Annotated in this window: 27 protein-coding genes and 2 pseudogenes; 13 read left to right on the top strand and 16 right to left on the bottom strand. The window is 71.0% G+C overall.

Annotation, left to right across the window (positions count from 1 at the left end; all coding sequences use genetic code 11):
- Positions 1-38 precede the first annotated feature (38 nt).
- From IEY55_RS17975 to IEY55_RS17965, 3 genes are all read right to left on the bottom strand, one after another.
- Entirely contained in the window at positions 39-632 is a 594-nt protein-coding gene (locus IEY55_RS17975) for a hypothetical protein (protein ID WP_189059330.1), read from the bottom strand.
- Between the two features lie 8 nt (positions 633-640).
- Positions 641-2,326, bottom strand: coding sequence for a multicopper oxidase family protein (locus IEY55_RS17970; protein WP_189059328.1), 1,686 nt, complete (start codon positions 2,324-2,326; stop codon positions 641-643).
- 286 nt (positions 2,327-2,612) lie between these two features.
- Positions 2,613-2,936, bottom strand: coding sequence for a hypothetical protein (locus IEY55_RS17965; protein WP_189059326.1), 324 nt, complete (start codon positions 2,934-2,936; stop codon positions 2,613-2,615).
- A gap of 261 nt (positions 2,937-3,197) precedes the next feature.
- On the opposite strand from IEY55_RS17965, the gene IEY55_RS17960 reads away from it, so the two are divergent.
- A complete protein-coding gene (locus tag IEY55_RS17960; protein ID WP_189059324.1) occupies positions 3,198-4,112 on the top strand; it encodes a Crp/Fnr family transcriptional regulator in 915 nt (304 codons plus the stop codon).
- Here IEY55_RS17960 and IEY55_RS32565 read toward each other — a convergent pair.
- The 5 genes and pseudogenes from IEY55_RS32565 to IEY55_RS17935 all read right to left on the bottom strand — a co-directional run bounded on the left by IEY55_RS32565 (position 4,003) and on the right by IEY55_RS17935 (position 7,073).
- Positions 4,003-4,233, bottom strand: coding sequence for a zf-HC2 domain-containing protein (locus tag IEY55_RS32565; RefSeq protein ID WP_189059323.1), 231 nt, complete (start codon positions 4,231-4,233; stop codon positions 4,003-4,005). The two genes, IEY55_RS17960 and IEY55_RS32565, sit on opposite strands and share 110 nt — an antisense overlap.
- A 44-nt stretch (positions 4,234-4,277) precedes the next feature.
- A complete protein-coding gene (locus tag IEY55_RS17950) occupies positions 4,278-4,823 on the bottom strand; it encodes an RNA polymerase sigma factor (protein ID WP_189059321.1) in 546 nt (181 codons plus the stop codon).
- Between the two features lie 760 nt (positions 4,824-5,583).
- Positions 5,584-5,904, bottom strand: a pseudogene (locus tag IEY55_RS32110) (glutaredoxin family protein); the annotation flags it as partial.
- Positions 5,904-6,395, bottom strand: a complete 492-nt coding sequence (locus IEY55_RS17940; RefSeq protein ID WP_229686496.1) for a hypothetical protein — start codon at positions 6,393-6,395, stop codon at positions 5,904-5,906. The pseudogene IEY55_RS32110 and the gene IEY55_RS17940, both read right to left, overlap by 1 nt.
- Before the next feature lie 189 nt (positions 6,396-6,584).
- The gene (locus IEY55_RS17935; protein ID WP_189059317.1) at positions 6,585-7,073 is read right to left on the bottom strand and encodes a hypothetical protein; all 489 of its coding nucleotides are present in this window, start codon (positions 7,071-7,073) and stop codon (positions 6,585-6,587) included.
- Between the two features lie 308 nt (positions 7,074-7,381).
- Here IEY55_RS17935 and IEY55_RS17930 point away from each other — a divergent pair, with 308 nt between their 5' ends.
- From IEY55_RS17930 to IEY55_RS17915, 4 genes are all read left to right on the top strand, one after another.
- A complete protein-coding gene (locus IEY55_RS17930; RefSeq protein WP_189059315.1) occupies positions 7,382-8,119 on the top strand; it encodes a Crp/Fnr family transcriptional regulator in 738 nt (245 codons plus the stop codon).
- Positions 8,120-8,250: 131 nt separating this feature from the next.
- Positions 8,251-8,688 (top strand): hypothetical protein, encoded by a 438-nt coding sequence (locus tag IEY55_RS17925; protein ID WP_229686495.1) that lies wholly within the window; start codon positions 8,251-8,253, stop codon positions 8,686-8,688.
- A complete protein-coding gene (locus tag IEY55_RS17920) occupies positions 8,675-8,959 on the top strand; it encodes a thioredoxin domain-containing protein (RefSeq protein WP_189059314.1) in 285 nt (94 codons plus the stop codon). The genes IEY55_RS17925 and IEY55_RS17920 overlap by 14 nt, the downstream gene beginning before the upstream one ends.
- Positions 8,952-9,671: a Crp/Fnr family transcriptional regulator gene (locus IEY55_RS17915; protein WP_229686494.1), complete on the top strand. Its 720-nt coding sequence runs from the start codon at positions 8,952-8,954 to the stop codon at positions 9,669-9,671. Before IEY55_RS17920 ends, IEY55_RS17915 begins: the two co-directional genes overlap by 8 nt.
- Positions 9,672-9,750: 79 nt before the next feature.
- Here the strand turns inward: IEY55_RS17915 and IEY55_RS17910 are convergent, their stop codons facing one another.
- The gene (locus tag IEY55_RS17910; protein WP_189059312.1) at positions 9,751-10,512 is read right to left on the bottom strand and encodes a class I SAM-dependent methyltransferase; all 762 of its coding nucleotides are present in this window, start codon (positions 10,510-10,512) and stop codon (positions 9,751-9,753) included.
- Positions 10,513-10,786: 274 nt separating this feature from the next.
- On the opposite strand from IEY55_RS17910, the gene IEY55_RS17905 reads away from it, so the two are divergent.
- Positions 10,787-11,332 carry a carboxymuconolactone decarboxylase family protein gene (locus IEY55_RS17905; protein WP_189059309.1) on the top strand — a complete coding sequence of 182 codons (546 nt, stop codon included), beginning with the start codon at positions 10,787-10,789 and terminating at the stop codon, positions 11,330-11,332.
- Positions 11,333-11,483: 151 nt separating this feature from the next.
- Here IEY55_RS17905 and IEY55_RS17900 read toward each other — a convergent pair whose 3' ends face one another.
- From IEY55_RS17900 to IEY55_RS17890, 3 genes are all read right to left on the bottom strand, one after another.
- Entirely contained in the window at positions 11,484-12,398 is a 915-nt protein-coding gene (locus IEY55_RS17900; RefSeq protein ID WP_189059307.1) for a cytochrome c biogenesis CcdA family protein, read from the bottom strand.
- Positions 12,395-12,952: a redoxin family protein gene (locus IEY55_RS17895; RefSeq protein WP_189059305.1), complete on the bottom strand. Its 558-nt coding sequence runs from the start codon at positions 12,950-12,952 to the stop codon at positions 12,395-12,397. The genes IEY55_RS17900 and IEY55_RS17895 overlap by 4 nt, the downstream gene beginning before the upstream one ends.
- Positions 12,953-13,129: 177 nt before the next feature.
- Positions 13,130-13,477, bottom strand: coding sequence for a DUF427 domain-containing protein (locus IEY55_RS17890; protein ID WP_189059303.1), 348 nt, complete (start codon positions 13,475-13,477; stop codon positions 13,130-13,132).
- Between the two features lie 229 nt (positions 13,478-13,706).
- Between IEY55_RS17890 and IEY55_RS17885 the strand changes: the two genes are divergently transcribed.
- The 3 genes from IEY55_RS17885 to IEY55_RS17875 all read left to right on the top strand — a co-directional run bounded on the left by IEY55_RS17885 (position 13,707) and on the right by IEY55_RS17875 (position 15,395).
- Positions 13,707-13,940, top strand: coding sequence for a hypothetical protein (locus IEY55_RS17885; protein WP_189059301.1), 234 nt, complete (start codon positions 13,707-13,709; stop codon positions 13,938-13,940).
- A gap of 48 nt (positions 13,941-13,988) precedes the next feature.
- The gene (locus tag IEY55_RS17880; protein ID WP_189059299.1) at positions 13,989-14,861 is read left to right on the top strand and encodes an alpha/beta fold hydrolase; all 873 of its coding nucleotides are present in this window, start codon (positions 13,989-13,991) and stop codon (positions 14,859-14,861) included.
- A gap of 87 nt (positions 14,862-14,948) precedes the next feature.
- On the top strand, positions 14,949-15,395 hold the full coding sequence (locus tag IEY55_RS17875) for a heavy metal-responsive transcriptional regulator (RefSeq protein ID WP_189059297.1): 447 nt from the start codon (positions 14,949-14,951) through the stop codon (positions 15,393-15,395).
- Between the two features lie 311 nt (positions 15,396-15,706).
- Here the strand turns inward: IEY55_RS17875 and IEY55_RS33235 are convergent.
- Both IEY55_RS33235 and IEY55_RS17865 read right to left on the bottom strand, forming a co-directional pair.
- Positions 15,707-16,084: pseudogene (locus tag IEY55_RS33235) on the bottom strand (heavy-metal-associated domain-containing protein); the annotation flags it as partial.
- 255 nt (positions 16,085-16,339) lie between these two features.
- The gene (locus tag IEY55_RS17865) at positions 16,340-16,564 is read right to left on the bottom strand and encodes a heavy-metal-associated domain-containing protein (protein WP_189059295.1); all 225 of its coding nucleotides are present in this window, start codon (positions 16,562-16,564) and stop codon (positions 16,340-16,342) included.
- A 97-nt stretch (positions 16,565-16,661) separates the two neighbouring features.
- Between IEY55_RS17865 and mug the strand changes: the two genes are divergently transcribed.
- Positions 16,662-17,210: a G/U mismatch-specific DNA glycosylase gene (gene mug / locus IEY55_RS17860; protein WP_189059293.1), complete on the top strand. Its 549-nt coding sequence runs from the start codon at positions 16,662-16,664 to the stop codon at positions 17,208-17,210.
- A 19-nt stretch (positions 17,211-17,229) separates the two neighbouring features.
- On the opposite strand, the gene IEY55_RS17855 is transcribed toward mug, so the two are convergent.
- Complete coding sequence (locus tag IEY55_RS17855) at positions 17,230-18,966, bottom strand: GGDEF domain-containing protein (protein ID WP_229686493.1); 1,737 nt, start codon at positions 18,964-18,966, stop codon at positions 17,230-17,232.
- 114 nt (positions 18,967-19,080) lie between these two features.
- Positions 19,081-20,256: a lycopene cyclase family protein gene (locus IEY55_RS17850; protein ID WP_229686492.1), complete on the bottom strand. Its 1,176-nt coding sequence runs from the start codon at positions 20,254-20,256 to the stop codon at positions 19,081-19,083.
- A gap of 228 nt (positions 20,257-20,484) precedes the next feature.
- Here IEY55_RS17850 and IEY55_RS17845 point away from each other — a divergent pair, with 228 nt between their 5' ends.
- The 3 genes from IEY55_RS17845 (at position 20,485) to IEY55_RS17835 (ending at position 23,520) form a co-directional block, all read left to right on the top strand.
- On the top strand, positions 20,485-22,053 hold the full coding sequence (locus tag IEY55_RS17845) for a deoxyguanosinetriphosphate triphosphohydrolase family protein (RefSeq protein WP_189059291.1): 1,569 nt from the start codon (positions 20,485-20,487) through the stop codon (positions 22,051-22,053).
- A gap of 193 nt (positions 22,054-22,246) precedes the next feature.
- Positions 22,247-22,855 carry a hypothetical protein gene (locus IEY55_RS17840; RefSeq protein WP_229686491.1) on the top strand — a complete coding sequence of 203 codons (609 nt, stop codon included), beginning with the start codon at positions 22,247-22,249 and terminating at the stop codon, positions 22,853-22,855.
- A complete protein-coding gene (locus IEY55_RS17835) occupies positions 22,852-23,520 on the top strand; it encodes an acVLRF1 family peptidyl-tRNA hydrolase (protein ID WP_189059456.1) in 669 nt (222 codons plus the stop codon). Before IEY55_RS17840 ends, IEY55_RS17835 begins: the two co-directional genes overlap by 4 nt.
- Positions 23,521-23,526: the final 6 nt, after the last annotated feature.

Genomic DNA, 23,526 nt, shown 5'->3' with positions numbered 1-23,526 from the left:
CCGATGTGCACCTCGAGACCTTCGCGAAGGCCGCCACGTCAGTGCCGGCTCGGCCCGAACCAGTCGTGGCTCGGCGTGCTGCCCATGTCCTCGTGGGGCCGGCGGAGGGGAAGGCTGGCCTGCGGGACCCCGACGAGCAGCGTGAGGACGTAGCGGTCGGTCGGGGTTCCCGGCGGCATCGAGATCTCGTAAGCCGTTCCCGGCCTCGGCTCCGGAAAGAGACAGATCGCGGCCACACCGATCCCGTCGAGCCGATAGTCGAAGGTGTAGATGTTCTCGGTGCCGTCGATGCGGTTCGGATCGGGAAGCTTGTTCTGGCCGAGGAACTCGGGCCTGACGAACTGGAAGAGGTCGAGGATCGGAAGGGCCAGCCCGAGCGGCGTCGTTGGTGTGCACTTCCGGTTCTCGTCGTGCACCCAGCGGATGGGGTCGCCGGGCAACTGGATCTGCACCACAGCCCCGCTGGGCACCGTCTGCGGCAGCCAGGTGTGATTCCACCAATGCAGGGCATCACGGTGCTCCTGCTGGAACAGGTGGGTCCACTTGCTCGGCAGCGGTGGCGGGTCCTGTGGCACGGCCGACGCGGAGACCGCGCCGACGAGCAGAACCACGACCCCCGCCAACACCGTCACTCACCGGATCATGACCTTCCCTCCGGAGGGTCGATCAACAGCACACCCATCATTCCGTTGTCCTCGTGGTGCAGGATGTGGCAGTGGTAGACGGTCTTGCTCGGGTAGACGTTCCGTCCCGGGATGTCGGGTCGGAAATACGTCCGGATGGTCACCCGACCGAACGGCGGGAGCCGGAAGGTGTCCCACCAGATGTTCGGGTCGGTCTGCCACGAGGTGTCCCCCTCGGAAATCCCCTGTACGTCGATGACCTGGAACGGGTTGACGTGGACGTGGATGGGGTGCTGGAAGATGTCCTCGTTGATCCAGGTCCACTCCTCGACCGTCCCGGCCCTGACCCGGGTGTCGATCCGGTCGGGGTCGAAAGCCACGCCGTCGATCCAGAACCGCACGCCCAGGCCCCGCCGGCCGGAGATGTCGCCCTTGAAACGGAACTCGCGGTGAGCGGCCACCGGTAGGTCCGGCATCTTCGGCGGCTCGACCAGGCGCTGCGGGATCCGCCCGTTGGCCGGCGGTCCGGCCACCACGAGGGTGCCGAGCTCCTTCTCGGGCCGCGCCCCGCCGGGGTGGCCCTGGTCGTATGCCTTGCCGATCACCCGGTAGCGCCCCGGCTGCCCGCCCCGGATGACGAGTTCGGCCCGGTTGGCCGGGGGCAGCATGATCGACCGCACCGTGCGGGGCGTGCCGAAGGGGATGCCGTCCTGGCCGATCTGGTACAGCTCGTGGTCCTTGACCTCGAACCACATGAACTCGTGCGGGTCGCTGTTGAGCACCCGCCAGCGCTGCGTCTCCCCGGGTCTGATGTCGATCTCCGGTCCGAGCTGGCCGTTCATCAGGAAGAGCATCTCGGTGGGCACCGCCGGCACCGTGGTGAACGGCATCTGGCCGCCGGTGGGGATGATGACCGCGCTCGGTGTCGAGCCGTCCTGGTTGATCCACAGCGTGCTCAGCACGATCGTCCGGTCGGCGATGTCGGCGAGCTCGGGCACCTCGTCGATGTCGCCCTCGACGATCATCGGGGCGGTCAGTCCCTCCCACGACTGGTGCGTGGTGGAGCCGTGGTGGTGTGGGTGGTACCAGAACAGGCCGGCGGGGTGGTCGTCGGGGATCTCGTACTCGTACTGGTGGCTGTGTCCCGGTGAGAGCTTGAGGAAGATGTTGTCGGCCGGGTCGTTCGGGGAGACCTGCAGCCCGTGGGTGTGGATGTTGGTCGTCATGTTCATCTGGATGACCGTCTCGCCCTCGGCGATGTGGTTGATCATCTCCGGAATGCATTCCAGCGGGTGGGGCGGCGGCTCCAGCGGTGGTGCGTCCTCCTCCTCGGGAGGACGCACCGCGCATGCCGGCGGTGGCGCGTTCAACGGCACCCCGAGCGGCAGCATGTTGTTGATCAGGTTGATCCGGAGCTTGTCGCCGGGCCGGAAACGAAGACCGGGACCCGGCAGCATCCCGTTGTAGGTGTGGACGAAGACCTCGCGGTCACCGATTTGCAGCCGCTGTGGGTGAATGGTCAGCCCGACGTCGAGTAGACCACCCTCGCTGCGCAGGAACGGCAGCTCCCGCAGCTGCTCCCCGGCCGCTCCCCGGCCGCCGTCGGCCAGGACCAGGTCGGTCAGGCCGGAGCTGGAGGATGCTAATCCCGCGGCTGCGGCCGCGCCGACCGCACCGAGGAAACCCCGCCGGTTGAGAACCATGGTCGAATGCTCAGTTGTCACTCACATGGCCGCAATTCGAGCCACCCGAAGGTGTGGGACGACGAAAAAGAGTGTCTTCTCCTCGACAATCAGCACTCGCTGATGCCCAGGGTCACACAGCCGGGTTCTCCTGAATGACGTACCACCCAACACGATCTCGGGTTCGTGTTCGACGCACAGAAGTGATGGGCTTCCGTCTTGAGATGACGGGGCCGGGCGCGTGGCACACAGACTCGTGCCGGCATGGCTGGCCATGCCGGCACGAGTGGCTTCCGCGCCCGTCGTCCTACCGGTAACCGAAGCCGTGGCCGCCGAAGTGGCACGGGTCGTAGCCGTAACCGCCGTAGCCGTGCCCGAGGCCGCCGATGTTCAGGGCGAGGTTCAGCAGGCTGAAGTGGTAGCCACCGTGACCACCGTAACCGCCGTAGCACAGGTGGTGGTAGTGGTGATGGTGGTGGGCCGGATCGTGGTAACCCCCGGACTTCGCGGCGACAGTGACGTTCTGGGCCGGCGTCGTGGGCGCCGCAACCGCGGTGCCGGCTCCCGTGAGGGCGAGGCCGGCGGTCGCCGCGGCGGCGAGAACGGCAGCCCTACGCGCAAGATGTCCCATCGTGCCTCCCTGTTCCACACGATCGACGAGTCGCGCTCGGTGCGACTCGTCTCCTCCAGCGTCAGCCGGGTGCGCGGCGTCTACAACGGACGGTCACCCGTCTCCGGGACACAACCGTGCGCGGTCCGACAATCTCGGGACAATGAACGGTGATCCACCGGAATTCGTCGCCCATCCGTGTGGCCTGATCCCGGACCGGGAATCCAGGGCCGTGCCCGCGGGTTCCACCCTCCCGGTGGTCCCCGCCCTTCAGGGGGTGCGATGTCGCAGGATCCACCGAGGACGGAGGGCGACCTTCCGGCCGCGTTGCTGGATGTCGCCGCCTGGGCCGCGGAATGTGTTGCCGGACGCAACGGGGCGAGCCTGGCCGCCGAGGACCTGCTCGCCCTCGGCCGGCCCCTCCACCCACGGCATCTCGCCGCGGGCGAGCTGGCGTTTTCCCCGGACCGGCCACCGGACGGGGTCTGGTTCATCCGCAGCGGCGAGGTCGAGTTCGCGGCCGGCCCCGGCGGCCAACGCGTCGTCGCGCAGATGCTCTACGCCGGAGAGGTCTTCGGCGACGTCCCGCTCATCATCGGGCGGCCACCGCCGTACGCGCCCCGGGCGGCCGCCCCCACACAGTGTTTCGTCCTTCCCGCATCGGCGTTCCGCGAGCTGCTGAACACCCGGCCGGCGATCGCCCGGCTGTGGCTGGCCGGCGTGGCCGGCCGGTTCTTCCGCAGCCAGGCCCGCCTGCTGGTGACCCTGAACGGGCCACTGCTGCAGCGCACCGCGCGACTGCTGCTGGCCGAGGCCCGGTCCGGCACCGTCGTGCTCCCACAGCACACCCTGGCCGCCATGCTGGGCGTCCACCGGTCCTCGGTGAACCGCATCCTCAAGCAGTTCGAGCGGTTCGGGCTGATCAGCCTGGGCTACCGGCGGATCCGGTTGACCGACACGGTCGCGCTGCTACGGGCGTCCGGATCCGTACCGGAAGGTATCGAGCACACCGAGCGGCTCTCCGGCGACGGGCTGTTCCCGCAGGGCACGCCCCCGACCGACCACGGCACGACCGACGCCACGAACGTCACACGGAATGCTCACCCTGATCGCGGTTCAGCAGTTCCTCGGCGAACGTGCGGAGCCGCCGGACGGCCTCCGGCGTCGGAACCGACCGGCGGGCGACGGCGCGCTTGATTGCCCGGTAGGTGCGGGCCTCCAACCCGCAGTCCCCGCAGTCACGAAGATGTTGCGCCACCGCCTCGGCGGTCGTCTCGTCCACCTGACTGTCCAGGTACACCTGCAGCAGGCGTGCCACCCGGCGACACCGTCGCCTTTTCCGTTCGACTCTTCAGCGGTGGATCAAGCTGACTCTCCTCGCCTCGGCACGATCCCGGTCAGCCGGCGCCGGATCCACCGGCGTCCCCGGTGCAGGCGGCTCATCACGGTCCCCACCGGCACCCCCAGCGTGGCCGCCGCCTCCGCGTAGCTCAGCCCTGCCACATCCACCAGATGTACCACCGAACGTAGCTTGTCGGGCAGGGCGTCGAACGCCTGTTGCACCTCGGCATCGAAGGTGGCGCCGACGACGAGCTCCTCCGGACTGGGGACACCGGCCCCGGGCGGCTGGTGGTCCTCCTCAGCGGTGCCGGTGTCGAGGAACAGCATGGGCCGCTGTCCGCGGTGCCGGTTGCGTTCGGCGTTGCGGAGGGTGGTCAACAGCCAGGCCCGGGGGTGTTGCCCGTCGAAGCGGTCGACGTTGCGGTAAGCATGGAGCAGGGTTTCCTGCACCAGGTCCTCGGCGTCGGCGGGTTGCTCGGTCAGCGATCGCGCGACCCGGTAGAGCAGGTCGATCTCGGGCAGCACGTAGGTCGCGAACGCCTGGCGCCGGGTGTCGATCTCGGTCAACGTTCCCTCCACCAGCAAGCCGCCCGGAAACCGCGTCGTGTGGCTTGCGAACCGGGCGTGCGCCGACTGGCTCGGTAGCCCCTCCGAAGCCGGCTACCGGCTCTGTGGCGGGCATCGAGCCTAGGAGTGGAGCGACCCCGTGGTGTCTAACAACTCACCAAGAAATGTGTCAGGTGGCTGACAAATGACCGATCTGGGTCGCGACGCCGCTGTGTGGCCCTTTCCCGAAGTGAGCCAACGCAGTGGCCGCAGCAGCAGCGAGCCTGATGACGATCTGGGCGAAAGGCGGGAAGTAAGCCAGTCGCGTTGGAGCGGGGGAGGGTCGACACCGGATGCACACGTGTCCTCGCGTGGGCCGCTCGGAAGGAGCCAAGCGGTTCTGGCCTGACGTCGGGAAAACTCTCCGCTACCGCCGGCCCCGTCGGGCCAGCCACCAGCCGAGCACCGCCCCGGCCACAGCGACGATCACGCTCTCCGGCACGACCGCCGTTCTCCCGGTGACGTCCGGGCCCACCAGCAGCCCCCGCCAGGCCAACAACGCCGTGGTGGCGAGCGCGACCACCAAACCGGCGGCGGCATCGCCGAGCGCCGCAGTGGCTCGCACCGGGCGCCCACCCAGCCATCGCCGGCTGACCGGCCAGGCGGCCGCCACCAGCAGCGGTGCCAGGTGGTAGGTGGTCGTGGGGTCGTTCACGGCCAGGAGCGCCCACAACAAAGCGAACCCGAGGGTGACGAGCGCGGGTTGCCAGCGTGGTGCCCGCGGCCGCGCGCTGGCCGCGACCTCCGGAGCCTGCTTCCGCACGGCGGCCAGGATCTCGCCCGTGCTGGGGTTGACCATCGCACGATTACCGACGAACACGGTCGGTACGGTCTCGTTGCCACCCGCGGCGGCACGCACTCGGGCCGCGGCCTCGGGGTCCTCCCAGATATTGACTTCCCGGACCGGAAGCCCACTTCGGCGCAACGGCCCGCGCAGTGCGGTGCAGAACGGGCAACCGGGCCGCCAGTAGAACTCGACAACCGTGCCGGCGGTGTTCCCGGTGCCGTTGGTGCCAGCCGAATGCTCGACACTTTCCGCCATCAGGCGAACCTCTCCAGCCACTTGGTCACCGCGTACAGCGCGACATAGGTCCCCGCGGCGATCGCGACGGTGCCGGCCAGCCGCCAGCGGACCTGCCGTACCCCGGCGACACTGCACTGGTTACGTCGCCGCAGGGTTTTCCAGACCAGGACGACGAGGACCGCGAGCCCGCCGATCCGGAACGCCCACGCGTAGCTGCCGTAGAGCTTGGTGCCCCAGGCGAGGGCGGTGGCCCCGCTGACCACGCCGGTGAGCGCGAGCACGGTGGGGCCGACACAACACATGATCCCGACCAGGCCACCGGAAAGTCCGATCCGCCACATCGGCAGTCGGCCCGATACCTGCGAGGCTTCCGAGGCGGTATCGCCCACCGTGTCCGCAGTGGACACCGTGGCATTGGCCAGCCCCTTCGCCCGCTGCTTTCCCGCGGCCACGAACAGGCGCCGGAGGCGCGCCAACGGGGTCGTCGGCCCATCCTCGGAATTTCGCACGCTGTTCCGGACCGCACGCAGCATCATCAGCCTCCCAAAATCGACTTCGTCTCATTACAACGCCGGCTGCGCCCGCTCGGGCCGGTGAATGTCAGCACGGTGACACAGCACGGCGTGCTCGGTCCGTACGAACGCAATGGCCGGGTGAACATCCACCCGGCCATTGTGAATCCAGCGGACGACCGCCCGTCACGTCGCGGGCGCGGCCGCGCCGTGGCCCCGGGGCGACGCGAGGGGCAACACCGCCGCGGTGGCGGCGCCGTACATCAGGTGGCCAAGCGCGAAGACCCACGGCGTGAACGCGGCCGCGGCGGAGGTGTCCACCACCCGCCACACGATGTACTGCATGACCAACCAGACAACGAGGCCGAAAACCATGCCGGTGCCGACCAGTGCCCCGCGGGTGCCGCCGAGTTGGTGCACGTTGTGCACGATCACGGCCAGCACGACACCGAGCACCATCGACATCATCATGTGTACGACCATGCCGAGGACCACGACCCCGAAACTGAACGTGGCATCCAGCGGCGCTCCGCGCCACAGGGTGTGGGCGATGAAGTTCAGCGGCGCCCAGAAGCCGACTCCCGTCAGCCAGAGGACGATCATGGACCACATCGCCATCACGATGCCGCCGAGTATGCCGCCGGCAAGGCCACGCTTGATTGTTTCTGCGTTCATCGCTGCCTCCTGTTCGGCTTGGTGCCGAGCAGTGACACGACCTCAGTGCACCCGCGGTACAGATGACCGGCGAGATGAATGTCGGTGACCTGACAGGATCGGATGACCCCGGGGTCGCGCCGTGGAGAGGCAGTTGTCCGTGCTGGTCCCGCCCTGTTCGGGTGGTGAACCGGTGAGTTGCTCCGCCGCTCGTCGGTGAGGACCTTCCGGCCGCGCGGGAAATCAGGTCTGTCCGGCCCCTCGACCGTTATCGGAACGATTCAGTGCCGGACAAGCGTCACCTGTCAGGGTGGTGCCAGGATGGGGCTATGCCGCTGTCACGTCTTCCGTCCGCCGCAATGGATCAGGCCATGCGGCTGCTCGGCGCGGCCGGGCAGGAGGAGGCGGCGATCCGGCAGGCGGCCTGGGTGGCCCGCTGTGTTGGTCGCGGGGAGTCCGCCCCGCTGACGCCCGAGGCCGTCGCGGCCCTGGCCCACACCCTCAAGCAACACCGCGTGGAGCGGGGAACCTTGCTCTTCCAGGGTGGACAGCCTGCGGCAGGGGTCTGGATCGTGCGGGAGGGGCGGGTCGAGCTGTCGGTGGGCTCGGGCCGGCGGCGGGCCGTGGTCGGCGTGTTGCGGCCCGGCGACGTCGACGGCGACATCTCCCTGCTGCTGGACATGCCGTTGCCCTACAGCGCCCGCGTGCTCGACGACGCCACGCTGTTGTCGCTGACCGCCTCGGACTTCGAGCACCTGCTGGCCACCAGCCTCCCGATCGCCCGGCGGTGGCTGTCCAGCGTGGCCTCGCGGCTGGCCGCGAGCCAGGGCCGGCTGCTGGGCCTGTTGGGCCGGAGCCTGACCGCACAGGTGGCCCAGCTGCTGCTCGACGAGGCCGTGGACGGGCAGGTGCCGCTGCCCCAGCGCACCCTGGCCGCCATGCTCGGCGCGCAACGCCCCTCCCTGAACAAGATCCTCAAGGAGCTGGAGCGGGACGGGTTGGTCGGGGTGCGCTACGCCGCCATCGACGTCCTGGACCCGGACGGCCTGGCCAAGCTCGCCCGGTAGTAGCCGGTTAATCCGATTGGGTGGCCTTGGGGTGTTGTGTAACCGAGGTCGCCGACAGGCTCCCACCGACCCGCCCAGCGTGGGGCCCGGCACCGCCACTGCTGGATCGGGTGGGACGAAGGGAGCTGGTCGTGTCCACAGCCGCTCACCCCGTGACCTTTCCCGCGCTGGTGTCCCGGGCGTTGACCGGGGCAGTCGCCGGGATCGCCGGGGGCATCGTGTTCGGGATCCTGATGGCGATGATGGGCTTCCTGCCCATGGTCGCCATGCTCGTCGGCAGCGAGAGCGCCGTGGTCGGCGCGATCGTGCACCTGGTCATCTCGGCCGGTATCGGGGCCCTGTTCGGGCTCATCGTCCCGGCCGCCGGAATCGGCGCACTGCTGGGCTACGGGGCCGCGTACGGCGTGGTCTGGTGGGTCCTCGGGGGTCTGCTGATCATGCCCGCATGGCTCGGCATGCCGGTGTTCGTGTTCAACGCGACCGCGTGGCAGAGCCTGATGGGCCACGTGCTCTACGGATTGGTCACGGCCGCGACCCTGTTCGGGCTGCGCCGTCGTGGCCACGCGTGACCGACGACCGCCCCTGCGGATCTACGTTGCGCCCGGGTGCTCGGGCTGCCGCACCGCGCGGACGCTTGCCGAGACGGTGCGGCACGCCCGGCCGGGCTACCCGGTCGAGGTCGTCGACCTTGCCGAACGCCCCGGGGCGTCATTGCCCGAAGGCGTGATCGGTGTCCCCACGTACCTGCTCGGCGAGGTGGTCGTCTCGCTGGGCAACCCGGAGCCGGCGGAGTTGCTGCGCCGACTGGACAGCGGGGTCGTCACGGTCGACGATGACTGACCTGATGACCGGCGCAGCCCAGCCGGCCGACGATCCACTCTGTCTGGCCGAAGTAGACCTGTTCCGCGACCTGACCCGCCGCGAGAAGGCCGCGCTGGGTGCGCGCGCACCGCTGCACACCGTCGCCCCGGGGCAGGTCGTCTATTCCCCACTGCACCCGAGCCCGGTACTGCTCATCGTCAAGCGCGGCCGGGTGCGGCTCTACCGCGTCGCCCGGGACGGCCGCACCGTGACCACCACCGTCCTCGGCCCGGGCACGGTGTTCGGCGAGATGGACCTGCTGGGCCTGCGGATGGGCGCGACCTGGGCGGAGGCGCTCGAACCCGGCGAGCTGTGCCTGATGAGCCGCAGCGACGTCCGGCAGCTGCTGTTCGCCGACCCGCGGATCGCGGTGCGCATCGCCGAGCAGCTCAGCAACCGCATCTGCGACCTCGAGCAGCGGCTCGCCGACCTCACCTGCAAGACGCTCGACGAGCGGCTGGCCGCCACGCTCTGCCAGCTCGCCCGGCACACCCCGGCCGAACCGGTGCGGCTGACCCACCAGCAGCTGGCCGCGCTGGTGGGTGCGACACGGGAACGCACGACCACGGCACTCGGTGAGCTCGCCCGGCACGACCTCATCGGTCTCCGCCGCGGCCGGATCCTCGTCCGCCACCCGGCCCGACTGGCCGCCTATGCCGACGGCGCCCGCTCCGTCGCACCCGCCGAATGACTCTCCCTGGGAAGCGCTGATGTCATCAGCCCGACCAAGATCCACAGTGGATGGTTGTCACGTGGGTGCCAGCTGCCGATCACGGCGACTTCGTGGGGAGCTGGGCGACCACGCGGCGGAGGGGGAGTGGTAGCCACCAGTCGGGACGCGCGCAGACACGAATCCGTTGCCTCACTTGCGAAAGCTTCTCCGCGTGCGCCTCCGGGAGGTACAGGCTGTCGAGAAGGAGATCGGCAGCCGGCGGGTCCGTGATCTCCAGGCGGAACACCCGCCGTTCGTTGTCCACAATGGACCACCCTGCCCTGTGCAGGAGCCCCGGCAGGCCGTCCCGAGCCTGTGGGCTGGGCCAGGACAGGTCGCGCACACCGATCGCACGCAGCAGCCGGAGCCACCGCAGCCCGGCGAGCCGCGGTCCGAGCCGCGAGGGCACCAGGGCGGTGAGCAACCCGCCGGGACGCGACACCCGGTGCAGTTCGGCGAACACCCGGTCCAGGTCGGTGAACACCGGGAAACACATCGCCGCGCTCACCGCCGCGATCGTGTTATCCGCCAGCGGCAGTGCCTCCGCCGCCGCGAGGACGACGGGCCCACGTCCGTTGCGGATCGCGCGCTGGAGTTCACCGAACGAGACGTCGACTCCCACCCACCGCTGGCCGGCCAGGAGATCACGCGTGGGTGCCGAACCGCAGGCCAGGTCCAGGGTGGGACCCTCGCGGCCGCGTATCGGCTCCACCAGCCAGGAGTAGGGGGAGGCGTCCAGCAAGGCGAACAACCGTTCGGTGACGCCCGCGTTCTCCTCGTGATAGTGCCGGAGGTACCTGTGCCACCGGCCACTGTCCATATTGATCCGCCTCCTGCCCTTGGCCGGCGGGGCCGTTCCGGTGGAGCGCCCGGGCGAAGAGTGTCCCCTGACTGACATTCAACTGTCGGTCATGGGGGTGCTCGGCGCTGGATAAACGTGTTCGGTACTTGTCAGTGCCTTCTCTGGCGACCGAACGCCATCCGAAATCATCTCAGGTGGGGACTCGAGAAGGGGGCCGGCCACCCGGCCCCCTTCGCGCGGCGCCCGCCGCTCCGACCCGGGATGGTGAGGGACATCCGAAGGAGGAGTTCTCGTGGCCCGCATTCCTGTGCACTCGGTGGCGGACGCACCGGCGGCGGCCAAGGACCTGTTGGCCGGGCTGCAGGCGAAGCTCGGGAAGGTGATGAACATCCACGGCGAGATGGCGCACTCGCCGGTGGTGCTCGCCGCCTACGCCGGGTTGCAGGCGGCGATCGCCGAGCACGGCACCTTCGACGCACGGACCCGGGAGGCCATCGCTCTCGCGGTGGGCGCGGTCGACAACTGCGGCTACTGCCAAGCGGCGCACACCCTGTCGGGGACCGCGGCGGGGCTGACCGTGGACCAGACCGTGGCGATTCGTGCGGGGCGGGCCGACTTCGACGCCAAGCTGGCGGCCCTGCTGGCCCTGGCGCGGCAGATCACCCGCGACATCGGCGAGGTCGACGAGCAGAGCTGGCAGGACGCGCTGGCGGCCGGGTGGAGCAGCGAGGAGCTCACCGAGCTGTTCGTCCACGTCGCGGTGAACCTCTACACCAACTACTTCAACCACTACGCGCAGACCGACCTGGACGTGCCGGCCGCCCCAGCCCTGAGCTGAGGCGGATCCGCTGACGGGTGGGCGGGCGGATGGGCAGCGGCCGGGGCGACACCATGCGCCCGTTCCGCCCGCCCACCCGGCCCCGCAAGCCCCGCGAGCCGCTCCGGGAACTCTGGACTCGGCCCGCAGCCGGTTGCGTTGGTAGCCGCCTTCACGGCCGCCCGGAACGGCTGTTGGCGACGTGCTCGTCATCCGGCTGCGCTCGCCGGGCCGCCCGACTCCGCCGGCGGAGCAGGGAGCTGGCCACAACGGCGGCCAGGAGTACGGCGAGCACCCCGATCAGAGGCCACGGCCCCAGACCGGTCAGAAAGCGCACGACCGCACTCTGGACCTGCGTGACGGCCCCGACCACGGCGTCGTCACCCACATCACCGCCCAGCACACGCAGCTCGTACCAGCCGTAGTAGGTCACGTAGAGGCCGCCGAGCACCAGCAGGCCACCACCGGCGCGGGACACGTACCGCATGACCTGCCGCATGCGCGTGATGAGGCTCTGCTGGGCGAGGGCCGCCGCCAGCGTGAGGATCCCGACGACCAGGCCCATCCCAGCCGCGTAGGCCGCGAAAACGCCGAACGCGGTGACCAGGCTGCCGGCACGCAGCGCGGCGGTGGTCAGTGCGAGGAATGGTCCGATCGTGCAGGACAGCGACGCGACCGCATAGGAGATCCCGTACAGGACCATCGACGCGGAGGACCGGACGGGATCACCGCGGGTGCGCAGCTTCGGCGTGGAGACCACGACCTCCTTGCCCGCCAACAGCCAACCACCCAGGCCGACCAGCGCGATCCCGATCACCACCGTCAGCCAGGGCAGGTAACGCTCGACCGAGGTGGCCAGCGGGGCGACGACGAGCCCGAACAACCCGAAGACCGTGACGAAGCCGCCTGTCATCGCGAGGGTCGCGGCCAGGGCCCGGCGTAACGCGGCGGCCCTCCCACCGGCCGGGGTGCTGCCACCACCGGCCACGAACAGCGAGAGGTAGGTCGGCAGGAGCGCGAAGCCGCACGGGTTGAAGGCGGCAAGCGTGCCCGCGGTGAAGGCCAGCGCGACGGGAACGCCGCTCATGCCCCGGTCAGCTGGCGAACACGCTCGTCCAGCTGCTGCTCCTGCAACGAGCCCTGCACCACGTCGACCTTGCCGTCGGCCGAGATGAACGCGTACGCGGGCTGCCCGGTCACCCCGAAGCGGGACCACAGGCCGCCGTCGGTGTCGGCGACCTGGGGGAAGGCGTCAAGCTTCTGTTCGGCGACGAACTCCTTCATCTCCGGTACCTTCGCCGCTCCCGGGATCCCCACGAACTGCACGTCACCGGCGTGCCGTCGGGCCGCGGCGGTGACCTGCGGCGCTTCCTTGCGGCAGATCGCGCACCACGGCGCCCAGAACCACACCACGGCATTCCTGCCGACCAACGACTCGCCGGAGAACGGGGTGTCGTCCAGGGTCGTTGCCTGGAACTGCAGTTCCTTGGGCGCCGCGGGAGCGGGAGCGGGTGCGGGCTCGCTCGCCCGAGGTGCCGACGAGCCCGCGGCCTGGGTCGACGAGGAGGTGGGACCGCCGCATCCACCGAGAAGGACGGTCGCGGCCAGGATGCCGACAATCCAGGGACGAGGCCGAAGCATGAAACATCCTCTCTGCCAACGAGATTGGGGGACGGGCCCGTTCGACGCTGGACAGCGCTGACCGCCCGACACCGCATGGTCAGCACGAGCGAGCAACCTGCGGCGCGGGGATTGTCAGGTAGGTGACACTGGATCACCCGAACGACATGTGCGCTGGCGGGCGCACGTCGCCGTGATCTACCGCTGTGCCCCGAAGAGCGCGCGCACGCGGGAGAACAGGCCGGGCGGTTCGCCCTCGGCCTCACCCTCGATCCAAACGCCGTTCCAGAACGCGACGTGGTCCTTGATCCGCCGGGCCAGCGGGCTCGGCTTCGGGTAGTACCACGCGGCGTCCGGGTTCAGCTGGCCCTCGACGATCAGGTTGTAGTACCGCGCGACACCCTTCCACGGGCACAGCGAGGTGGTCGGGCTGTCGGCGAAGAACTCGCTGCGCAGTGACTCCGGCGGGAAGTAGTGGTTGCCCTCCACCCGTACCGTCCGCGGTGTCTCCGCGAGCACCGTGCCGTTCCATACCGCACGCAACATCACGACCTCCTCAATCGTCTACTCTCGATGACATTCCACTCGAGCCGGCCAGTGACGGCAGAGTGTCAGTGCGGTGACAGGTTTCGGCCTGGATCGCCGCGTTCTCAGTGACATCCGGTCACGATCCGGTGAGCTTTCCCGCGCCATCCGGCCTTGTGTAACCCGGTTTACCGACAGCGGTCCGATCCGGCGCCAGGCTCCGCATCCGGCGGCCCCACTACGCAGCCAGGTGGAGCAACTGGGTCGGCAGACGTTGCGGAGCCCGAACCGCATTTCCGGAACATCCAGGGTGGACGTGTTCGAGTACCAGGTTCACGGTGTCGGGGTCGCGGCGATCTGCCTGCGTCCGGATCCGGCCCCGCGTGACCCACGGGAGATCGGCTTGCCGCCCCGGTCGCCGGTCGACTACGTGCTCACCCTGCTCGTCGGGGTTCCGCAGGCCGAACTGGGGCTGGCCCCGTGAGTTCCCGGTGTGCTGTGCGTTCGCCCTCCCGGCGCTACGGTACGGGGAATGGAGGCCGCTGCGTTGCTTGCCGAACATCAGGCGGCCGGCCGGGCCGTCGACGTCGGTGGCGTGAGCACGTTCGTGCGCGACGAGGGTGGTGGGCCGGACGCGCAGACCGTGTTGCTGGTGCACGGCGTCCCGGTCTCGTCGTGGGTGTGGCGGCGCCTGCTGCCGGCTCTCGCCGCGCGGGGCCTACGGGCCGTGGCACCGGATCTGCCCGGCACCGGCCTGTCCGGGCGTCCGGAGCACTTCGACTACTCGTGGACGGGCCTGGGCCGGCACCTGACCGCGACCGTGGAGGCGCTCGGCCTGGACGCGGTGCACCTCGTGGTGCACGACATCGGTGGTCCGGTCGGTTTCGAGTTCGCCGCGGCCGTCCCGGAACGCATCCGCTCGGTCACGGTGCTCGACACCATCGTTACCGCGCACACCTTCCGCAAGCCGTGGCCGATGGCGCCGTTCGCCGTTCCCGTACTGGGCGGGCTTTGGCTGCGCGGAACCTCGCGCCTCGTCCTCCGTACGCTGATCCGGACAATCGGCCTGGTCCCGGGCAGTATCGTCAGCAATGCCGAGATCGACGTGCATCATCGGCTGCTGCGCCAGACAGACGGCGGCAAAGCGTTCCTGAAGATCATGCGCTCGTTCGAGACCACGGCGGACAAGACCCGGCTCTACAGCGGCGTCCTCGCCGCGGAAGGGCGCCCGGTCCAGGTGCTCTGGGGCCGCGACGACCCGGCGCTGCGGGCGGACCACCACGGCAAGATCGCCGCCCACGCGGCCGGAATCCCCGGTCCCACGCTCCTGCCGGGGCGGCACTTCCTGATGGAGGACAGCCCCGAGCCCATTGCCGAGCACGTGGCGGGCCTCGTGACCCGGTGACGACCGGGCGGGTGGCTCATGTTCGCAGTGGAGTTCCAGCCGGATGGAGGTTTGGCTGGCATACTGGTGTGCTGGAGGTGGGTGCCGATGACCCCTGACATGCCGATCGGCGCGTTGGCGAGCCGGGCGGGCGTCAACAGCAAGACGATCCGGTACTACGAGGAGATCGACCTCCTCCCCGCCCCGCAACGCACGTCCTCCGGGCACCGCCGCTACTCCGAGCCCGACGTCGAGCGCATCACCTTCATCAAGGCCGCGCAGCGGTTGGGGCTCACCCTCGACGAGATCCGGGAGATCCTCGCCCTGCGGGACCGTGGCCAGCAGCCCTGCCAGTACGTCCGCCAGGTGCTGCGGCGCGAGGTCGAGCAGATCGGCCTGCGCATCGCGGAGCTGGCTCGGCTCCGCGACCAGCTCATCGACATCGACCGGCTCGCCGACACCCTGCCGGAGCCGGAAGGCTGCACCTGCCGGATCATCGACCACGTCCGCTCCCGTCGGTCGTCGGAAAGTGGACAGACCGGCACGTCCGGCTGACGCCGCCCGCTGTTGCCGGTACCAGCGCCTCGCGAGAACTGCCGCCCTGACGACAATCGAGCAACGACGACCCCACCGTCGTGGGTGGAGTGTCGCTGATCCTGCAAGAAAAGCGGGTGGTGGGTGAGCCGTTCGACAGGTTCCAGCTCGCCCTTTCCGTTGCCACCCCAGACAACGCGTGATGGCTGGCCGTCGGTCAGCGCTGTCCGCCAGGCCAGGTCAGCAGTGGCATGTTGACCACGGCGAAAGCAGGCTCTCGTCGCAGCCGATCCGCGGCCATCGCGTCCTGGACTTCCTCGAACGGAGCGCAGCAGACGCGGTTCGCTCCCGTCGTTCCAGGTGAGCAGGACGATTCGGCGCAGTGGGGTGTAGCCGGGATCGCCCGGGGCGGTGGGGAAGACGTCCGGTTGGAAGCCGAACGGGCCGCGCGGGCCGTCGGGCTGAACCCCGTTGGTGAAGACGTAGACCTCACCGAGGGCGACGTCGGGCACCTGGCCGAGGCTGGCCACGTGCGGTACGGGGACCAGGACCCGCCTGAGCCGGTCCGCGTCGACCTTCTCCGGGTCGTACCTGACCAGGCCCTCCTCGTGGGCCAGCGAGACCCCGACCTCGTGCACGCCCTCGATCCGCTCGTAGGCACGACGAATCGTGTTCGTGCAGAAGGAACACGACATGCCGCCGATCTTCATTCGCAACGCTGCCAGCTGGTGCGCGCCCGGTTGATCGTTTCCGGCCCACTTCGAATTTCGGGTGGTGTCGCTCATTCGTCGCGGCCCCTCTCCACCGTTCGCTGTTTCCTGCCCTCGTTACGGGAAGACGATCGAAACGCACAGCTATTGTTGGGATGTCGCCCGGATTCGGCGGATCCGCGGTGATGTCGGTCCGAGAAGCTTCGTTCACCCCTCCGGGTAACCGATGGCTGCCGGAAAACGAGCCGAGAATGATCAACGCGGTGTCGGTCGAGTCACCTGGTATCCCGCTGATTCGATCCGCTCCACGAGATCATTCTCGGAGACCTGTTGTTCGTTGAAGCGCACCCGGACCACACCCGACCGGTGGTCGGCGTTCACCCGAGTCACGCCCTCGAGGCGCTGGAGTACGCCCTCGATGCGGTCCGCGCAGCCCGTGCAGCTCATCCCGTGGACGGTGAACACTCGCTCGTCGGCCATCGTCACCAGCTTCCCTCGCCCATCCGGCCCCGACGGTATGACTTCCCCTTGGCTGGAAGTTCAAGTCCTCCGACGCGGCCCTGCGAGACTGGGGGAGATGCGTCCCACCCGTGACCAGCTGCTGGCCGCCCGCGACCAAGCCATCCCCGAGGTCGTCGCGCCCGGCCTCGACGTGCTCTTCTGCGGGATCAACCCGAGCCTGTACTCCGGTGCGACCGGGCACCACTTCGCACGCCCGGGCAACCGGTTCTGGCCGGCGCTGCATCGTGCCGGTTTCACCTCGCGGCAACTCCGGCCCGACGAGCAACACCTGTTGCTCGCCTACGGGCTCGGCATCACGAACCTGGTCAACCGCGCGACCGCCCGCGCCGACGAACTCTCCACGGCCGAGCTCCGGGCGGGGCGCGACCGTCTCGCCGGCATGGCGCGGCGGTACCGGCCGCGCGTGGTCGCCGTCGTCGGGGTCACCGCCTACCGGACGGCGTTCGACCGGCGCGCTGCCAGGGTGGGACCGCAACCCGAGCGCCTGGCGGACTCCGGGTTGTGGGTGCTCCCGAATCCCAGCGGCCTCAACGCCAACTACCAGCTCGCCGACCTCGCCGCGGAGTTCCGGGCGCTCCGCGAGTCACTGCTCGACGCGCACTGACCGGCTGCGGGCGGGGGCCTCAGCCCACCCCGCCCGCCCATTGCGGATGGGTGGGGGAGCCGTCCGGCTGGCGTTGCGAGGGGGCAGTGGTACCCCGCAACACGTCGATCCGCGACGACCCCGGCCGACCCATCACCCAGCTCGAGCCGCGCAATGCCTTCGCGTGCTGCTTCAGCGGCGCGAGCAGCCGGGAGACCTCGCCGTGGTCGGTCACGCTGCCCGGCGCGCACACCAGCGTGGCCAGCGACAACGTCACGGCCCTGCCGTCGACGACCCGGGGCGGGTCGAGCACCGCCGACACCAGCGGCACCACGTCGTCCAGCTCGGCCACCACCAGGAAGTCGTCGCCGCCCACGTGGCCGACGAACACCGACGACAACGCGGCGGCCGCGTCGGTGAGGCTGCGGCCCACCGCCCGGATCAGGTCGTCACCGGCGGAGAACCCCGCGGTGTCGTTGACACCCTTGAACCCGTCCACGTCCAGCCAGCCCACCGCGAAGACCTGGCCCTCGGCGATCCGGCGGTGCACGTCGTGGGCGACGGCGTCGCTGCCGGGCAGCCGGGTCAGCGGGTTGAGCGCCGCCGCCTCCTCCACCTTCATCTCGGCCATCCCGCGCACGATGTCGCTGATCCGCACGACACCGAGGCAGCCGCCGGCGTCGTCGACCACCACCACGTCGTCGTAGCGGCGCTGCGGGTCGGTGGCCGCCACGACATCGAGCACTTCGAGCGCGGTGGTCGCGGTGCCCACGGTGCGCGGCTCGTCGGCCAGTCGGTCGGCCGACCGCTTGGCGTGCAACGCGTGCCCGTACGGTCCGGTGACCGCGAGCAGGAACCGGTTCCGGTCGACCGTCCACAGCGGACGGTCCTGCTCGTCGACCAGCACCACGCCGCTCAACGTCGGCCGGTCGGCCAGGACCCGGCGCACCTCCTCGGCGGTGGCGGTGGCGGGCAACGTCACCGCGGGGTGCAGGAACTCGGTGACCCGGGGTCCGGCGGTGACCGGGGTGGCCAGCCGGGTGCCGGGGTCGGTCGCCTCGCTGACCGGGGTGGCGATCGAGACCCGGTCGACCGGGCGCCTGGCGGCCGGGGCCAACAGGTTGCCCTGCACCAGGTGCACGCCGAGCCGGCGCAACGCGTTGAGCTGGTGCGTGGCCTCCACGCCCACCGCGACCAGACCGGCGCGGGAGCGGGTGGCCAGATGCACCAGCGCCTCCAGCAACGCCACCCGGTCGCGGTCCCGGGGCAGCCCGCCGATCAGCCTCCGGTCCAGCTTGAGCAGGTCCGCCCGGGTGTCGGCGAGGAGCCCCAGCGGCACATCGGTGGCGCCCAACTGGTCGAGGGCCACCCGAAAGCCGGCCGCCCGCAGCTCGTCCACCGCCCGCAGCACCGTGTCCGCCGCCAGGTGGCACAGCTGCCCGCCCAGTTCCAGGGTGACCTCGCGGGTCCGCCGGCCGGCCGCGGCCAGGATCTCGCGTACCGGGTCCAGCACCGCGGCCCCGTGGCTCACGGTCTCCGCCTGCAGGTTCAGGTGCAGTGGCAGCAACGTCTCGTGCTCGGTGGCCGAGGAGACGGCGCGCACCGCGAGTCCCACGTCCACTTCGACGAGACGGTTCTCCTGGACCGCGGCGTCCAGCAGTTCGAACACGTGGTGCCCCGGGAGGCGGGCGAGGGCCTCCATGGCGACAACACCGCCGGTGTTGAGGTTGACCAGCGGTTGAAAGGCGAAGCGGACTTGGTCCAGCACCGCGGGCACCGCTCCATGCTGCCTAGTGGCTCAGCGCGAGTGCGACATTTCGCCCCGGGGTTTCACTTTTTGTTCATCGGGATGTCCGGGCCCCCGCCGCACCCGCGGCACGCCGCGACCGGGTCAGGCTCCGGCGCGCCGGAGCCCGAGCGTCGTCAGGCCCAGATGGAGCCGCAGCGGCCACGACGCGGCGCTGAACAACGCGGTCATGGCGGCCGCCGTCCCCGTCAGGTCCTCCCGCCCGGTCAGGAACGCGTCCCGGTGCCGCGCCGGCAGGCTGAAGAACAGCTCGAAGAACTCACGGACCCCGTCACGCGGCAGTGACAGCACCGCCGCGAGCCCCCTGCGGCGCAACAGATGGACGCCCAGGGCCGCCGGCGACCACAGTGTCCGGCGCGCCGCCGTGGCCGCGTCGACCGGTCCCGACAGCAGCGCCTCGGCGATCGCACGAGCCACCGCCGGGGCCAGCGCCAGCGAGGTGGCGACGCTGTAACCGGTCGCCGGGTGCACCAGTCCGGCCGCAACACCGAACGGGACCACCCGCCCGGCACCGGGCAACGGCAGGTCGAGCGGGAACCGCACGCGCTCCTCGTCCTCGGGGAGTTCCGCCACGGGTACCCCGATCGCGTCCAACCGCGACAGCAGCCGGCGCCGCAACACCACCAGCGGCAAACCGGGACGGCGCGCGAGCGACGTCTCCTCCAGCAGCACGCGGCCACCCGACAGCGGCAAGGCGTACAGGAAGGTGGGCCAGCCGCCGGTCTGGTCCGGCGCTGGGCGCCAGTCCATGAACAACGCGTCCGCGCTTCCCAACAAGGGAGCGGCGACGTCGTGCGGGACCTTCACGCCCACCGCCGTCTGCTCGGCCACGGTGAACCGCGGCGGGCCGCCGGTGAGCACCCTCGACCGGCCGGTGGCGTCGACGACGACCGCGGCCACCAGATGCCGGCCGTCGGCCAGGTGCACGGTGCTGTCGGTGGGGGAGTGGGTGACCGCGACCGCCCGGCCCCGGTGGACGGCCACCTCGGACCGTGCCAGGTGGACCCGCAACGCGTCGTTGTCGAACACGACGTACTCCGGCAGCAGGTGCGGCCCGGCGGCGATGGCGTAGGCGCGGCTGGCCCGGGCCGCGATGGCCTCGGCGGGCAGCGGCGGGAGCTCGTGACGCCAGGCCGCATACGTGGCCCGCCACGGCCGGTCCGGCGCCGGGGCGAGTAGTGCCGTGCGCAGCCCGCGCCGGGCACACGCCCCGGCGAGTGCGGTCCCGGCCGGTCCGGCCCCGACGACGAGCACGTCCACGCCCGCATGACACCACGAGCCGGGCGGCCGCGCCGGGAAACGGCGTCGGAGAGTCCCGGCAGCGCCCGACATGCCCACCGGGGCGACGATGCCGGCAGCTCCAGGGTGTCCCGGCCGTACCCCGGGTCGCCGTTCGGCCCGATGAGGCACCGCGAGGCAGCACCGACCCACGGGTGGCAGGGGGTGGCCCCCATGCGCCCGGCACGATCCGCGGACTAACGTCGCGGCATGCGTGAGGTCGACCCGCGACACGTACGCCGCTCCGCCGGCCAGCGCCGTGGCCCGGCCCCGGCGGACCTGGCGGCCAGCCCGTTCCGGGTGGACCGCGACCGGGTGGCCGCCTCCCCGTTCTTCGCCCGACTGGGCGGGGTGACCCAGGTCGTCAGCCCGACCGGGTCCGGCCTGCTGGTGCACAACCGGCTCACGCACAGCCTCAAGGTGGCGCAGGTGGCGCGGGCGATCGCCGAGCGGCTCACCGCCCAGGCGGACGTCGCCGTGCTACTGCGCCGGCTCGGCGGCTGCGACCCGGACGTGGTCGAGGCCGCCGCCCTCGCGCACGACCTGGGGCATCCCCCGTTCGGCCACATCGGCGAGCAGGTGCTCGACCGGCTCGCCCGGCACCGGTTCGGGTTGCCGGACGGCTTCGAGGGCAACGCCCAGACCTTCCGCATCATCACCACGACCGACGTACGCGGGCCCACGGTGTCCGGGCTGGATCTCACCACCGCCACCCGGGCCGCCGTGCTCAAGTACCCGTGGACCCGGCTCTCCCACCCGCAGCCACACCCGCGAACCATGGCGATCCTGCCGCGCGGCGCGGGCGAGCCGCCGGACATGCCGGGCACCGGCTCGGCCAAGTTCTCCGCCTATGTCACCGAACTGGACGACTTCACCCAGGCGCGGGCACCCTTCGCCGGCCGGATCGACCCGTGGCAGCAGACCGTGGAGGCGGCGGTGATGGACATCGCCGACGACATCGCCTACGCCATCCACGACCTGGAGGACTTCCACCGGGTGGGCGTGCTGCAGCACGCGACCGTGTCGGCCGAACTGAATGCCTGGCAGTCCGGTGCGCTGGAGCTGGCCGGCATGGAAACCACCGAGCTGGACAAACAGGCACGTCGCCCGGGCTGCTCGCTGGAGCAGCTCCGTCGCCGGCTGCACGCCAAGGACTCGTGGGTGGTCGACGACGAGGCGTTCGCCGCAGCCGTCGGCAACGTCCGCCGGGAACTGGTGGAAGGACTGCTCGCCGCACCGTTCGACGGGTCGGTGGAGGCCGAGCAGGCCGTGGCGGACTTCTCGGCGCGCTGGACGGCCCGGCTGGTCGACGGGGTGGCGGTACTGGCCGAGCCACACCCACGGGCCGCCCACGCGGTGCTGTCCGTGCAGCACTGGCACGAGGTGCAGGTCCTCAAGTTCGTGCACCACCGGTTCGTGCTGGCCCGCCCGGACCTGGCCCTGCACCAGCGCGGCCAGGCGCGGTTGCTGACCGCGCTGGTCGAGGCGCTCGACCAGTGGCTCACCGACCGCCAGGAGGCCGCCCGCCTGCCGCGCCGGTTGCACGACCTGGTCGAACTCGCCGACGCCGAGTACACGACGTTGTTCGGGCTGGCCCCGGAGGTCCTGGTCGACGCGACCGGCGAGCCGCCGCGCGGACGCGACGGCGTGCGTGCGCTGGCCAGGGGGCGGGCCGTGGTGGACTTCGTCGCCTCGCTGACCGACAACCAGGCCGGGGCGATGATGGACGCGCTGACCGGTCGCTCCGGTCGACTGTGGACGGACGCGTTCGTGTTGTGACCGTCCGGATCACCCTGTCAGGTGCTGCCGGTGTCCAACCGGCGGTCCTAGGGTGGTCCGGCCCGTCCAACACCTCGCGAAGCAGAGTCCGGAGTGGACCAACCCCAGTTGCCCAGCCGGCCGGCCCGACGGCGCGGCCCACCGTCGCGGGGTGCCGCATGCCCACCGGCCACCGGCCCATACCCTGTCCCGGATGATCACCGAGCAGCGCATGCGGACCGCGACCGTGGGGGACGCCGTGCTGGCCCCGCGTGACACCGGCGACGCGCTGGCCGAGGTGGCGCGGTGCGTCCTGGGCGGCGACCCGTACCACACGGTCGACCTGCTCGACGTGCTCGACGGCGCGGCGGAGCCACCGGTGGACGTGGTGCGCGCCCCCGACGACCTGCTGCCCCGGCTGGCCCACGACGGCGGTTTGGTGGCCTCGCTGGCCGCGGCCCGGGCCGCGCTGCGCTCGGGTGGGTTGTTCGTGGCCGCCGTGCCCGAGCTGGACCGGCTCAGCCAGCTGCGCCCCACCGCACCCCCACCCCGGGTCGTCGGCCGCGGGGACCAACGCCAGGTGACCGTGCAGCTGTGGGACTGGGCCGAGGACGGCTCCAGCTACGGCCTGGAGGTCGTGCAGCTCGTCCGCGACCACGGTGGCTGGGAGATCGCGTGTGCGGTGTCGACCCGGCACCGGGTACTGACCGCCGCCGAGGTCTCCGACGCGTTCGCGCGTGCCGGCTTCGCCGCTGTGCAGCGGCTGGCCCCGGCCGAGAGCGGGCACCCGCTTCCGGTGTGGGTCGCCGTCGCGCCGCGATGAGCCGGGTTCGCCAGGTCGCCGGTGGCGGCCGTGCCGTGGAGGTGGAGCCGGAACGACTGTCCGGCTGGTTCGACCGGTTCGCCGACCGGCACGGCGGGGTGGTGCGCACCGAGCGCTCGCCGCGCCGGGTCGTGGTCCACGCGAGCGACGGCGCCCGGGCCGAGGTCGCCGTGCCGTTCGAACCGCTTGCGACGGCGACCGGCGAGGTGCCGGGCCTGGCGGTGGAGCCGCTGGTGACCCACCTCCTGCGGCCGCGGCGGATCGGGCTGGTGCTGGTCCGGCTGGGCGGCTTCAGCGTCGGGGTCGCCCAGGGGTCGAGGGTAGTCGCCTCCGCCACCGACCGGCGGCTGGTGCACGGCCGGCACAAGGCCGGCGGCTGGTCCCAGCAGCGCTTCGCCCGCCGCCGGGAGGGCCAGGCCCGGCAGGCCCTGCGCGCCGCCGCCGACACCGTGGCGCGCGTCCTGCTCGGAACCGAGCTGGACGCCGTCGTGGTCGGCGGCGACCGCGGCGCGCTGGACGCACTGCGCGCGGATCCGCGACTGGCCGAACTGCTGGACCGGGCCGAGCCCCGGGTACTCGACGTCGGCGAACCGCGCCGGTCGGTGCTCGACGAGGCCGCGGCGCGGGCACGCTGCGTCGAGGTGGTCGTGGTCGACCCGACCTGACCCGGA

It is taken from the genome of Longimycelium tulufanense, assembly GCF_014645795.1.
Taxonomy (GTDB): Bacteria; Actinomycetota; Actinomycetes; order Mycobacteriales; family Pseudonocardiaceae; genus Longimycelium; species Longimycelium tulufanense.
Note: the sequence above shows the minus strand (reverse complement) of the source record. Positions and strands in the feature narration are given on the sequence as shown.

Coding starts and splice junctions, on each gene's coding strand:
- IEY55_RS17930 (WP_189059315.1), top strand. CDS start 7,382: ATGCCGCTGTCACGTCTTCCGTCCGCCGCAATGGATCAGGCCATGCGG.
- IEY55_RS17900 (WP_189059307.1), bottom strand. CDS start 12,398: ATGAGCGGCGTTCCCGTCGCGCTGGCCTTCACCGCGGGCACGCTTGCC.
- IEY55_RS17880 (WP_189059299.1), top strand. CDS start 13,989: ATGGAGGCCGCTGCGTTGCTTGCCGAACATCAGGCGGCCGGCCGGGCC.
- IEY55_RS17965 (WP_189059326.1), bottom strand. CDS start 2,936: ATGGGACATCTTGCGCGTAGGGCTGCCGTTCTCGCCGCCGCGGCGACC.
- IEY55_RS17890 (WP_189059303.1), bottom strand. CDS start 13,477: ATGTTGCGTGCGGTATGGAACGGCACGGTGCTCGCGGAGACACCGCGG.
- IEY55_RS17910 (WP_189059312.1), bottom strand. CDS start 10,512: ATGGACAGTGGCCGGTGGCACAGGTACCTCCGGCACTATCACGAGGAG.
- mug (WP_189059293.1), top strand. CDS start 16,662: ATGCGTCCCACCCGTGACCAGCTGCTGGCCGCCCGCGACCAAGCCATC.
- IEY55_RS17960 (WP_189059324.1), top strand. CDS start 3,198: ATGTCGCAGGATCCACCGAGGACGGAGGGCGACCTTCCGGCCGCGTTG.
- IEY55_RS17845 (WP_189059291.1), top strand. CDS start 20,485: ATGCGTGAGGTCGACCCGCGACACGTACGCCGCTCCGCCGGCCAGCGC.
- IEY55_RS17970 (WP_189059328.1), bottom strand. CDS start 2,326: ATGGTTCTCAACCGGCGGGGTTTCCTCGGTGCGGTCGGCGCGGCCGCA.
- IEY55_RS17895 (WP_189059305.1), bottom strand. CDS start 12,952: ATGCTTCGGCCTCGTCCCTGGATTGTCGGCATCCTGGCCGCGACCGTC.
- IEY55_RS17865 (WP_189059295.1), bottom strand. CDS start 16,564: ATGGCCGACGAGCGAGTGTTCACCGTCCACGGGATGAGCTGCACGGGC.
- IEY55_RS17915 (WP_229686494.1), top strand. CDS start 8,952: ATGACTGACCTGATGACCGGCGCAGCCCAGCCGGCCGACGATCCACTC.
- IEY55_RS17875 (WP_189059297.1), top strand. CDS start 14,949: ATGACCCCTGACATGCCGATCGGCGCGTTGGCGAGCCGGGCGGGCGTC.
- IEY55_RS17835 (WP_189059456.1), top strand. CDS start 22,852: ATGAGCCGGGTTCGCCAGGTCGCCGGTGGCGGCCGTGCCGTGGAGGTG.
- IEY55_RS17935 (WP_189059317.1), bottom strand. CDS start 7,073: ATGAACGCAGAAACAATCAAGCGTGGCCTTGCCGGCGGCATACTCGGC.
- IEY55_RS17840 (WP_229686491.1), top strand. CDS start 22,247: ATGATCACCGAGCAGCGCATGCGGACCGCGACCGTGGGGGACGCCGTG.